Source organism: Xanthomonas sp. CFBP 7698, from assembly GCF_003600855.1.
Taxonomy (GTDB): Bacteria; Pseudomonadota; Gammaproteobacteria; order Xanthomonadales; family Xanthomonadaceae; genus Xanthomonas; species Xanthomonas cannabis.
This window is the reverse complement of the sequence record NZ_PRDN01000002.1, coordinates 213957-225619: the sequence shown is the minus strand read 5'-3', so window position 1 is coordinate 225619 and position 11663 is coordinate 213957. Positions and strand designations below refer to the sequence as shown.

At 66.6% G+C, this 11663-nt stretch carries 7 protein-coding genes and 1 tRNA gene; 5 read left to right on the top strand and 3 right to left on the bottom strand.

Features of this window, described 5'->3' with window-relative positions:
* Positions 1-271 precede the first annotated feature (271 nt).
* The gene (locus tag XnspCFBP7698_RS08810) at positions 272-1795 is read left to right on the top strand and encodes a platelet-activating factor acetylhydrolase IB subunit (protein ID WP_146093202.1); all 1524 of its coding nucleotides are present in this window, start codon (positions 272-274) and stop codon (positions 1793-1795) included.
* Positions 1796-2055: 260 nt separating this feature from the next.
* Here XnspCFBP7698_RS08810 and XnspCFBP7698_RS08805 read toward each other — a convergent pair.
* A tRNA-Leu gene (locus XnspCFBP7698_RS08805) sits at positions 2056-2142 on the bottom strand.
* A gap of 120 nt (positions 2143-2262) precedes the next feature.
* On the opposite strand from XnspCFBP7698_RS08805, the gene rnr reads away from it, so the two are divergent.
* The 4 genes from rnr to XnspCFBP7698_RS08785 all read left to right on the top strand — a co-directional run bounded on the left by rnr (position 2263) and on the right by XnspCFBP7698_RS08785 (position 9876).
* Positions 2263-4809 (top strand): ribonuclease R, encoded by a 2547-nt coding sequence (gene rnr / locus XnspCFBP7698_RS08800; protein WP_104580030.1) that lies wholly within the window; start codon positions 2263-2265, stop codon positions 4807-4809.
* 126 nt (positions 4810-4935) lie between these two features.
* Positions 4936-5409: a GFA family protein gene (locus XnspCFBP7698_RS08795; protein ID WP_104580031.1), complete on the top strand. Its 474-nt coding sequence runs from the start codon at positions 4936-4938 to the stop codon at positions 5407-5409.
* Between the two features lie 430 nt (positions 5410-5839).
* Entirely contained in the window at positions 5840-6589 is a 750-nt protein-coding gene (gene rlmB, locus XnspCFBP7698_RS08790; RefSeq protein ID WP_039412860.1) for a 23S rRNA (guanosine(2251)-2'-O)-methyltransferase RlmB, read from the top strand.
* 257 nt (positions 6590-6846) lie between these two features.
* A complete protein-coding gene (locus tag XnspCFBP7698_RS08785; RefSeq protein ID WP_104580032.1) occupies positions 6847-9876 on the top strand; it encodes a ligand-binding sensor domain-containing diguanylate cyclase in 3030 nt (1009 codons plus the stop codon).
* A 220-nt stretch (positions 9877-10096) separates the two neighbouring features.
* Here the strand turns inward: XnspCFBP7698_RS08785 and rnt are convergent, their stop codons facing one another.
* Positions 10097-10738: a ribonuclease T gene (rnt, locus tag XnspCFBP7698_RS08780; RefSeq protein WP_104580033.1), complete on the bottom strand. Its 642-nt coding sequence runs from the start codon at positions 10736-10738 to the stop codon at positions 10097-10099.
* A 157-nt stretch (positions 10739-10895) separates the two neighbouring features.
* The gene (gene phoU, locus XnspCFBP7698_RS08775; protein ID WP_039412869.1) at positions 10896-11606 is read right to left on the bottom strand and encodes a phosphate signaling complex protein PhoU; all 711 of its coding nucleotides are present in this window, start codon (positions 11604-11606) and stop codon (positions 10896-10898) included.
* Positions 11607-11663: the final 57 nt, after the last annotated feature.

Here is an 11663-nt window from a genome sequence, read left to right as displayed (position 1 = left end):
GATCCAGTGCTTGATTTAGGCGATTGCTTTCCACTGCCAAGTAGGAGCGCGCTCGCGCGCGATGAAGCGTTATCGATAACGCCGCATCGCGCGCAAAGCACGCTCCTACGCAAGCGTGAGCGGTCTGCGATCAGAGATGTGTCGTGCCAGTGGCTTGGCGCCGACACATCACAAGCACTTCGCAGCCTTACATGGCGGTGGCTGCGTCCACGCTTGTGGTGCGCGGCGCGCGCGGATCACAATCGTGGCTTCTCCAGCCTCTGGTGCGCGCATGCTCCGGTCCTTGCACGCTGTGTTTCCTCGCCTTTCGCTATCCGCCATCGCGCCCGCACTGGTGTGTTGGGGGCTGCTGCTGGTCTGTCCCGCAGCGAGCGCGCAGACGCCGCCGCCGTCGATCGTTCCCACCGATCGCCTGCAGGAGCCCTGGTGGGCGCAGCGGCATGCGCAGGTGCTGGAGCAGGTCAGGCAGCATCCGGAGACCAAGCTGCTGCTGGTCGGCGACTCGATCACCCAGAACTACGAAAAATCCAAGGCGCCGGACGAAGACTTCCAGCCGACCTGGCAGACCTTCTACGGCAGCCGCGGCGCGCTCAATCTGGGCTTCAGCGGTGACGGCACCGAAAACGTGCTGTGGCGGCTGGCCAATGGCGAAGTCGACGGGCTGCAGCCCAAGGTCGCGCTGGTGCTGATCGGCACCAACAACACCGGCCATCTCGGCCAGGGCGCGGAGCAGGCTCAGCTCGGCATCGATGCGGTGGTTGCCGCGATCGAACAGAAGCTGCCGCGTACCCACATCCTGTTGTTGAGTGTGCTGCCCAGCGGGGTTTCTGCGGAAAAATCGCGTCGCGACGCCCAGGTCAACCAGGGTCTGGCAGTGCGTTACGGCGACAACCCGCGTGTGACCTACCTGGATGTGAGCGCGGTGTTTCAACGTGCCGGCACGCTGCGCACCGAGCTGTTCTACGACACGCGCTTCCATCCTGCCGCCGGTGCCCTGCATCCGGACACCCAGGGCCAACGCATGCTGGCCGAGGCGATCGAACCCACGCTGGCGCGGCTGTTGGGGGAGGCGCCGGTCAAGCCGGTGGCCGAGCTCGGCCGCGACGTGGCGACCTCGCTGCTGCCGGTCGATTGGCTGGAACAGGACTCCTACGACTGGTACGCACGCCACCATGCCGCACTGGCTGCCGCGCGTACGCTCAAGCCGGAGGTGGTGATGATCGGTGATTCGATCACCCACTTCTGGGCGGGCCCGCCGCAAGCCACGCGCGTCAGCGGGCCGGCGTCGTGGCAGTGGTTGTATGGCAAGCGGCCGGTGCTCAACCTGGGCTTCGGCTGGGATCGCACCCAGAACGTGTTGTGGCGTATCCGCCAGGGCGAACTCGACGGCCTGGATCCGCGCTGGGTGGTTGTGCATATCGGCACCAACAACCTCACCGGCACCGCGCAATCGCGCGCCAGCACGCCTGCAGAGGCAGCACAAGGCGTCGAAGCGGTGGTGGGCGAAGTGCGCCGTCGTCTACCCAACAGCAAGCTCATCCTGATGGCCATCATGCCGCGTGGCCGCTCTGCCGGCGACCCGCAGCGTGCTTCGATTGCCGAAACCAACCGCTTGCTGCGCACGCGGTATGCCAGCGACCCGGCGGTGCGCCTGGTCGATATCGGCCCACAGCTGCTGCAGCCCGACGGCAGCCTGCCCGAAGCCCTGATGCCCGACGGCACCCATCCCAGCGAGGCCGGCTACCGGATCTGGGCACAGGCACTGCGCGCGGCGGGGGTGACAGCGGTTCCATGATCGAACGACCGGCAGCTTGCGCGCTGCCGGCGATGGCGCGGATGGCGCCAGCGGGCGTATCGCCGCGCACGCGTGAACGATTGCCCCGCGGTGACGTGCCGGTTGAGTGGTTGCGCTGCGCAAGGTGATTGCGATGACCATGGTCAACCGCGGTGCCGGGCCTCAGCAGAACAGCGAGCGGCGCGGCAGCGACCAGGGCCCGGCGTTTTCCGTAGCCCAGAAACCAGAAGACCCCCGATCGCTCGGAAGTCTTTTTAAACTGGTGCCCAGAAGAGGACTCGAACCTCCACGAAGTTGCCCCCGCTAGCACCTGAAGCTAGTGCGTCTACCAATTCCGCCACCTGGGCAGGTGAGCCGCGAATTTTGCAGACTCCCGGCGGGCTTGTCAACAACTTGCCTGCATCGATTGCCATGGACGGGCCGCCGTTGCCGCCCACGTCAGGACCGCAAGGGGTACCATTAGGGCAATGACAAAGAAAAACACTCCAGATTCCGATCGGCCGAGTCGCCGCAAATCCACCGGCGCAGCCGAGTCCAGCACCGCCGAACAGCAGAAGTTGCCAGGCTGGATGCCGGACTTCCTGGTTCGCGCCGCCGCCGGTGCATCGACCAAGGCCGCCAACAAGCGCGCTGCCGATAAAGCCTCCGGCGTAGCCTCGCAGCCATCGGACGCGCTGCCCATGCCGGCGGCTCCCCGCGCACCGCATCCGCGCAAGAGCGGGCCTGCCGCGCCGCTGCCGGAACGTTTCCAGAACGAGGCCGCCCAGCAGAAAGAAGTCCAGGCCGGCAATGCCGGGTTCAAGGACCCGCATGCCGATCGTGAAGCACTGCGCTACGCCGAGCCCATTGCCAGCCGCGAGGCCATCCTGCAGTTGCTCGATGCCTGCGACGGCCCGCAGACCGCTGAAGAGATCGCCGACAAGCTCAACCTGAGCGATCGCATCGACGCGCTGGGCAAGCGCCTGGCCGCAATGGTGCGCGAAGCGCAGCTGGTGCAGAACCGCCGTGGCGGCTACGCGCCGGTGCAGCAGACCAGTCTGATTGCCGGTGTGGTGATCGCCAATCCGGAAGGCTTCGGCTTCCTCAAGCCGGACGAGGGCGGCGACGATCTGTTCCTGCCGCCGTTCGAGATGCGCAAGGTCATGCACGGCGATCGCGCGCTGGCCAACGTCACCGGCATCGACCGCCGCGGCCGTCGCGAAGGCGCGATTGCGCGCGTGCTCGAGCGCGGCATGTCGCGCATGCTCGGGCGTTTTTTCTATGAACATGGCGTGGCGTACGTCGACCCGGACGACAAGCGCATCCAGCGCAACGTGCAGATTGCGCCGGATGGTATCGGCGAGGCGCGCGAAGGGCAGTTGGTGGTGTGCGAGCTGATCGCGCCGCCGGACGCGCGCCGCCCGGCGATCGGCAAGATCATCGCGGTGCTCGGCGACAAGCTCACCCCGTCGCTGGTGGTGGAAATGGCCATCCACGGCCATGAGCTGCCGCACGAATTTCCGCAGGAAGTGCTGGACGAAGCGGCCGCCGTGCCGTTGGTGGTCGAGCCACAGATGATCGGCGGGCGGGTGGATCTGCGGCAGATGCCGCTGGTCACCATCGATGGCGAGGATGCCAAGGACTTCGACGACGCGGTGTATTGCGAACCCAATGCCGACGGCTTCCGTCTGGTGGTGGCGATCGCCGACGTGTCCAACTACGTGCGTCCTGGCACGCCGCTGGACGACGAGGCGCAAAAACGCGCCACCTCGGTGTACTTCCCGGGATTCGTGGTGCCGATGCTGCCGGAGACATTGTCCAACGGCATCTGCTCGCTGATGCCCAAGGTCGACCGCATGTGCTTCGTCTGCGACATGCAGGTGGGGCGCGATGGCGAGGTGACCGGCTCGCGGTTCTACGAAGCGGTGATGAACTCGCACGCACGCCTGACCTATAACCAGGTCTGGAAGGCGGTCGGCGAAGACGACGCCGATACCAAGGCCTTCATCGGCCCGTTGCTGCCGCAGGTGCAGCGCCTGCACCAGCTGTACCACGTGCTGTCCAAGGCCCGCACGCAGCGCGGCGCGATCGAGTTCGAAACCTCCGAAGTACGCTTCGTGCTCGACAACACCGGTGAGGTGACCCAGGCCGGCATGCTGGTGCGCAACGATGCGCACAAGCTGATCGAAGAGTGCATGATCGCCGCCAACGTCGAGGCGGCGCGCTATCTGCTGAGCATGCATGTGCCCGCGCCGTACCGCGTGCATGAGCGCCCGCCGGAGAGCAAGTTCGAAGACCTGCTGGAATTCCTCAAGGAGTTCCAGCTCAGCCTGCCGGCGTGGAGCAAGGTGCGCCCCGGCGACTACACCAAGCTGCTCAAGAAGGTGCGCGCGCGCCCGGACGCGGCGTTGCTGGAGTCGGTGCTGCTGCGCAGCCAGAGCCTGGCGGTGTATTCGCCGGAGAACAACGGTCACTTTGGTCTGGCGTTGGAGGCGTACGCGCACTTCACCTCGCCGATCCGCCGTTATCCCGATCTGCTGGTGCACCGCGCGATCAAGCATGCCTTGACCGGGGCCAGCCCGGACAAGTTCATCTACACCCCGCGGCAGATGTCGGCGTTGGCGCTGCAGTGCTCCGAACGCGGACGCCGTGCCGATGAAGCCGAGCGCGAAGTGGATGAGCGTTATCGCGCCGCCTGGATGGAAAAGCACGTCGGCGGCCAGTTCGACGGCGTCATCAGTGGCGTGACCGGTTTTGGTCTGTTCGTGGAATTGACCCAGTCCAAGGTCAATGGCTTGGTGCACGTCACCCAGTTGCCGCAGGACTATTACCAGTTCGACCCGATCCGCAAGACGCTCAGTGGCGAGCGCCGAGGCCGCGAGTTCCGCCTGGGCGATCCGGTACGCGTGCTGGTGCTCAAGGCCAGCATGGAAGAGCGCAAGATCGACTTCCGTCTGGCCGAGGATGGCGCAGCACCCGAAGCGCCGCTGCCGCCACGCGAGAAACCGGCCAAACGCAGGAAAAAGGCCAGTTGAAGTCGGCGTTGCGGGCGGTCGAACGGGCCGCTCGCAAGGTGCCGACGCGGTAGTGCAGGCTGGTGGGTCGCGGCGAGCGCTGGGGCTGCCGTGACATCCGTTGCAAGCTGACAAGCGGGGCGCAGGATGAACAGCTCTTCCGAATACAGCGGTGGTTGCCAATGCGGCGCCGTGCGTTTCCATGTGCGCGGCGTGCTCGACGACGCGTCGATCTGCCATTGCCGGATGTGCCAGAAAGCCTTCGGGGCGTATTACGCGCCATTGGTGTCGGTGCGCGGCAGCGCGTTCCGCTGGACCCGCGGTGAGCCCAAGCGCTTCGCCTCATCGTCGATGGTTCAGCGCGGTTTCTGCGCCGATTGCGGCACGCCGCTGACCTATGAAGCACCCGACGGCGTGGCGATCGCAGCCGGCGCATTCGACACGCCGGAGCGGTTGCCTCCGCACATCCAGTACGGCCTGGAGCGCAAGCTGCCGTTTGTCGATGCGTTGGCGCAGTTGCCGACACGACGCACGGAAGATGATGCCGCCGCAGAAGCATTCCAGGCTTCGCTGGTCTCGCGGCAGCATCCGGACCACGACACCGAGCGGTGGCCGGTGTAAGTAACGGCCCAAGCTCCGCCTGGGTCCAGGTGTCATTGCCCTGTTGCCGGTAACGTGGCGCGGTTCGCTGCCAGTCGTTGGCACTGCGCGAGCTGCAAACCTTGCAAGGACATGCGGAGCACCGATGTGTTGGCGTGCCGCAGCCAACCCGGCACAACGGTTGCCGAGCTTTCCGTCGCTGGCCAGGGGCGCGGCTCACCAGTAACAACTGCGGCAGCGCGAGATTCCCCGTGGTTCGCGCTGCGGCAGACGTGCAGGGGCTGATGTAGTTCCCCTCCGCGTGTTGTCGCCAGCCACGCGCCACTGCAACCGGCATCAGCGGCATCGCCGCCCGGCGTTTGGCCATCGTGTGCATGCGATCCACGCCCGGCCGTGACGTGGCAGGCCGCAGGCCCTACCATTCCCCCACATTTCTTCGTATGCCCGCGCAATGAGCAAGCAGAACCAGTGGATCGTCGGCGTCAACGCTGTCGCCTCGTCCGTCGAGAACGACGCCGACAACGTGCGCGAGGTCTTGATCGAGGCCGGCAGCAAGAACCCGCGCCTAACCGAGATCGAGGAACAGGCGCGCCGCAAGGGCATCGACGTGCGCCGGGTCAATACCCAGGCGTTGGACGGCGTGGGTGGGCAGGTCCGTCACCAGGGCGTGGCGGCACGCTACGCCGCCGCGCGCCTATGGGCCGAGAACGAGCTGGAAGGGCTGGTCGAGGCGGCGCAGGGGCGTGCGCTGGTGCTGGTGCTCGATGGTGTGCAGGACCCGCATAACCTGGGCGCCTGCCTGCGCAGCGCCGCGGCTGCCGGTGTCACTGCGGTGGTCATCCCCAAGGACAAGTCGGCTACGGTGAACGCCACCGTGCGCAAGACCTCGGCCGGCGCTGCCGACCGCATTCCGGTGGTGGCGGTGACCAACCTGGCGCGCTGCCTGCGCGATCTGCAGAAGCAGGGCGTGTGGCTGTACGGATTGGCGGGCGAGGCCGATGCCTCGTTGTACAGCGTGGACCTGCGCGGCAATGTCGGGCTGGTGCTGGGTGGCGAGGCCGATGGCCTGCGCCGTCTCACCCGCGAGCACTGCGATGGCCTGGTCAAGATTCCGATGCCGGGCGATATCGAGAGCCTGAACGTGTCGGTGGCAACCGGCGTGACCCTGTTCGAGGCCGTGCGCCAGCGGCTGGGCGCCTGAAGGCAAGCGGCAAGGTGTGCCAACGGCACCCGATGGCTTCTGCCGCAATCGCTGCCGGCGGCAGCTGACACCGTCGCGTCGCTGCGTGGACCGACGCTGTAATCTGCGCAGATTGCGGCGTTCCCGTGACTGCACAGCGACAAACGGGGCGCGGCAACGCCGTCATAGCGGGCGTTTCGGTACCAAGCCGGTGGCCCGCTCAGCGCGCCAGGCACTTTTTGCCTACCATATCGTCAGTAAACGGTATGTCATGTCTGATGAATCTTGGGGTGGGCGCCCGCGGCAAGGGCGAGAACGGGGACGCCGACCTGGCGTCGGCACGGTATTGGCAGTGGCGGCACTGGCTTGGTGTCGGCCTCTGCCTGTTGTTCGCAGTGTCTTGTGCCGCAGCGATTGCCGCGCCGGCCGGCACAGCGTCCTTGCGCAACTACGCGATCGATAGCTGGAGTTCGCGCAACGGCCTGCCGCACAACTCGCTGCGCGACATCGCCCAGACCCGCGACGGTTATCTGTGGTTCGCCACCTGGGAAGGCCTGGTGCGCTACAACGGCCTGGAATTCAGCGTGATCGATCGCAGCACGCGTCCGGGGCTACCCGATAACGGAGTCGGTGCGCTGTATGTGGACCGCGATGGCGCGCTCTGGCTCAGCGATGCGCGCGGCAATCTGGTGCGTCACGGTGCCGACGGGCAGTGGCGGCAGTGGCAACGCACGGGGCAATGGCCGCAGGCGCTGATCCATGCGATGACGATGGATTCGGATGGCCGCATGTGGCTGTTGTTCGAAGGCCACGGGCTGGGATGTCTGTGGCCGGATGGACGCTTCGACTATTTCCCGCCGCGCGACGGCGTGCCGCTGCAGAGCAGTTTTCCGCGCATGCTGTTCGACGGCCAGGGCCGCCTGTTGATCGGCACGCTGGATGGCTTGATCTATCGCGAGCCGGATGGACGCATGCACCGCGCGCCGGCGGCCTTCGGTCTGCCGCCGGGCCTGGCGTGGCCTTATCGCGCGCCGGACGGCACGGTGTGGGTGGTTGCCGGCGAGCAGCTGTTCCGCCTGCACGACGAGCGGGCAGTGCTGGTGCACCGGCTGCCGGGGCAGGGCCATTTCACCGCGATGCTGCAGGACCGCAATGGCGACCTCTGGCTGGGCAGCGAAAACCAGGGCCTGCTGCGGATCGGCAGTCATGGTGTAGAGCATCTGGCAGCAGGCCGCAGCCTGCCCACCGGGCGGATCGTCAGCCTGCGCGAAGATGCCGAAGGCAGCATCTGGGTGGGTGCCAACGGTGGCCTGTTTCGGCTACGCGAGACCTTGTTCAGCAGCTACAGCCAGCGCGATGGGCTGAGCGGCGACTATGCGCGCGCGGTGCTGGAAGACCGCGATGGCAGCCTGTGGATCGCCAGTACTGCTGGTCTGGACCGCATGCTGCCGGATGGCCGAGTCGTGCCGGTGCCGGTTGCCACACCGTCGGGGCGGCGGCTGTCGGTGCTCAGCCTGGCGCTGGATCGGCACGGCGACCTGTGGGTCGGGACCTACGCCGACGGAGTCTTCGTGCTGCGCGACGGTCGCGTCTTACGCCATTACGGCGACGCCGAAGGCATTCCCAGCGGCCATATCCGGGCCATCGCGGTCGATGCGCAGGATGTGGTGTGGCTGGCGACGCAACGCGGCGTCGTGCGATTGGTGGAGGGCAAGCGCGTGCCTGTGACGGTCCAGGGCCTGCCCAATGGCGTGGTGACCGCGTTGGCCAGTATCGATGGCGCGCTGTGGATCGGATCGGTCGATGGCGCGGCAGTGTTGCGCGACGGCACGCTGCGGCAACTGGACCTGGAACGCCTGGGCGGCGCGCGCAGCGTGTTCGGCTTTCAGTCCATTGGCGATGCGGTGTGGATCTCCACCGATCGCGGCCTGTACCGCGCACGCGGCGGCAGCCTCGCACGCGTGGGTCTGGAGCAGGGCATGCCGGTGGATACGGTGTTTCAGCTCGTCGAGGACCACGTCGGCAACGCCTGGATCAGCAGCAACCGTGGCATGTTGCGGACCGGATTTGCCGCGCTCGATGCAGTTGCCGATGGGCACGGCACGCTCGCCATCGAGCGCTATGGCGAGATCGATGGCATGGGCAATGCGCAGGCCAACGGCAGTTCCGGCCCCAGCATGATCGAACGTGCGGACGGGTCGGTCTGGGTGGTCACCGCTGGTGGCGTGAGCACGGTCGATCCCGCGCGCCTGCAGCGGTTTCGCGAACGTCGCCCGCCGCCGGCGTTGATCGAAAGCGTGCAACAGGATGGCCGTCCGCTGGCATGGCGCCAGCAGGCGCAGCTGCCTGGCGGTTACCGGCTCAATGTCTCGTATGCGGGCATGAGCTTTCTGCTGTCCGAGCGCATCGAGTACCGCACCCGTCTGGACGGCCTGGACAATGTCTGGATCGCGCGCGGCCGGCAGCGCAGCGTGGAATTCATCGGCCTGCCGCCGGGCCACTACACCTTGCGTGTGGCCGCACGCCACCCGGGCGGCGCGTGGAGCCCGCAGGAGGCGCGCTGGACCTTCGACGTGCTGCCGCTGTGGTGGCAGCGCCACGATGTGCGCATTGCTGCGGCGCTGGGCGCGATTCTTGCGCTGACCCTGCTGTACCGGGTGCTGTTGCATCGCTACAAGACCCACAACGCGCGCCTGGCCGAACTGGTGCGCAAGCGCACCCAGGATTTGCAGATGCAGGCCCAGCGTCTGCTGCAGGCCAATCAGGAAAAGAGCGAATTGCTGACCCGCCTGCGCATCAAGTCCGACGTGTTCGAGCGCCAGGCGCACGAGGATGTACTGACCGGGTTGCCCAACCGCCGCCACTTCGACGAAGCACTGGCGCGCGACATCAGCCGCGCACGGCGCAGCGGGCGCCCATTGGTGCTGGCGATCCTGGATATCGATCATTTCAAGCGCATCAACGACCGGCATTCGCATGCCAGTGGCGATGCGGTGTTACACGAGGTGGGTGCATTGCTCACCGCCGCCGCACGCGCCTCGGATCTGCCCGCCCGTCTTGGCGGCGAAGAGTTTGCGCTGCTGCTGGCCGACACCGCATTGCACGATGCACAGGCGCTGTGCGAACGCATTCGCACGCGCTTCCATGCGCGCAGCGACTGGGGTGGTGTGGAAGGGCTGCAGGTGACTTTCAGTGCCGGGCTGACCGCACTGCGCGATGACGACACCGGCTCATCGTTGATGCAACGCGCCGACCAGGCGCTTTACCAGGCCAAGAGCGCGGGGCGCGACCAGATCTGGGTGGCTTAGAGGCCGGGATTGGGGATTGGGGATTCGTGAAGCGCTGCGTCGGCGCTTCTCAGTCGCGGGCGGAAGACCTGAGCCTTGCAGGGAATAGGCCTCCCATCCGACGGCGAGTGCATGCCTGTATAAGACGACGCGAGTTGCATGTCGGCCACTGTTCGTAGCGCAAGAGGGAACAATCGCGCAGCCCGGACATGGCGCGCTCCCGCCAATCCCGAATCCCGACCTAAACAGGCCCCGGCCAGGCATTGGCAATCGTGCAGAACAGCCGCGCGGTCTGCTCGGTGTCGTAGACCGCGCTGTGTGCATCGGCCGTGTTCCAGTCCAGACCCGCAGCCTGCGCGGCACGCGCCAGCACGGTCTGGCCATAGGCCACGCCGGCCAGCGTCACCGTATCGAACACGCTGAAAGGATGAAACGGATTGCGTTTATGCCCCACGCGCGCCACTGCCGCGTTGAGGAAATTCAGATCGAAATGCGCGTTGTGGCCGACCAGGATCGCACGCTGGCAGCCGTACTTCTTCACCGCGGCGCGTACCGGGGCGAAGACGTGGTCCAAGGCGTCCTTTTCCTGCTTGGCGAAGCGGAAGGGATGGTCGAGCACGATGCCGGTGATTTCCAGCGACTTGGGGTCGATCTCCAGCCCGGGCGCCGGCACCAGATGCGCGCTGGCGGTCTGCCCCGGGAAGAAGCGGCCCTCGTCGTCCATTTCGATCGGCACGCAGGCAATTTCCAGCAAGGCGTGCCGGTTCCAGTCGAAGCCGCCGGTCTCCACGTCCACCACGACGGGCAGATAGCCGCGGAAGCGCCGCGACATGGGCAGGATGGCGCGGGCAGGCTGTGGGTCGACCGGTTCGTTCATCCGCATAGCCTAGCAGGTCACACCCCGGGGCTCGACGGCGCGAGGCGCGCCTTGCGTGCGCCTTTGGTCTGGCGCGTCGGCGACTGGCCTGCCATTGCAGCTCACAAGGCGTTCCGGCAGCTGCCGCCAGCAAGCGGCCGCTGTCGCGCAGGACCGCCAGCGCTCAGATGACGCCCGTACTGCTGGTGTCGTCGCGCTTGAGGCGTGGCGGCAACGGCTGTTCGCCATGCACCAGAAACCAGACGTTTTCGGCGATGTTGGTGGCGTGGTCGCCGATGCGTTCCAGGTTCTTGGCCATGAACAGCAGATGCGTGCACGGGGTGATGTTGCGCGGGTCTTCCATCATGTAGGTCAGCAACTCGCGGAACAGCGCGGTGTACTGCGCATCCAGCCGTGCGTCTTCGTCGCGCACGCGGATCGCGGCATTGGCGTCCTTGTCGCGGTACGCCTGCACCGCCGCGCGCACCGCATCGGCCGCCATCTGCCCGAGCGCGCGCAACCCCACCGTCTGCGGCAGCGGTGGCGCCGAGTTCAGCGCGATCGAGCGCTTGGCCACGTTGGCCGCGTAATCGCCGATGCGTTCGATATCGGCCGGGATGCGCAGGCCGGCCAGGATCTCGCGCAGGTCGCGCGCCATCGGCCCGCGCAATGCCAGCCGCATCACGTCGTGGCTGATGGCATGTTCCAGCGCGTCGATCGCCTCGTCGTTGACCACGATGCGGTGTGCGGCGTGGTCGTCGCGACGTTCCACCACGTCCAGCGCCGCCTCCAGCTGCGCCACCGCCGTGTCGCCCATGCGCACGATCTCGGCGACAAGACGGTGCTGCTCCTCGTCGTAGCTTTTGACGATATGGTCGTTGAGGTGCTGGTTCATCGTGATCTCGATTACATGGCCGTGGTGGATGTCTGCCACCCCGCCGAATGCGCCGGG

Bases quoted from the DNA above. Each gene is read 5' to 3' on its own strand.
- XnspCFBP7698_RS08810 (WP_146093202.1), top strand. From the start codon at position 272: ATGCTCCGGTCCTTGCACGCTGTGTTTCCTCGCCTTTCGCTATCCGCC.
- rnr (WP_104580030.1), top strand. From the start codon at position 2,263: ATGACAAAGAAAAACACTCCAGATTCCGATCGGCCGAGTCGCCGCAAA.
- XnspCFBP7698_RS08795 (WP_104580031.1), top strand. From the start codon at position 4,936: ATGAACAGCTCTTCCGAATACAGCGGTGGTTGCCAATGCGGCGCCGTG.
- rlmB (WP_039412860.1), top strand. From the start codon at position 5,840: ATGAGCAAGCAGAACCAGTGGATCGTCGGCGTCAACGCTGTCGCCTCG.
- XnspCFBP7698_RS08785 (WP_104580032.1), top strand. From the start codon at position 6,847: ATGAATCTTGGGGTGGGCGCCCGCGGCAAGGGCGAGAACGGGGACGCC.
- rnt (WP_104580033.1), bottom strand. From the start codon at position 10,738: ATGCGGATGAACGAACCGGTCGACCCACAGCCTGCCCGCGCCATCCTG.
- phoU (WP_039412869.1), bottom strand. From the start codon at position 11,606: ATGAACCAGCACCTCAACGACCATATCGTCAAAAGCTACGACGAGGAG.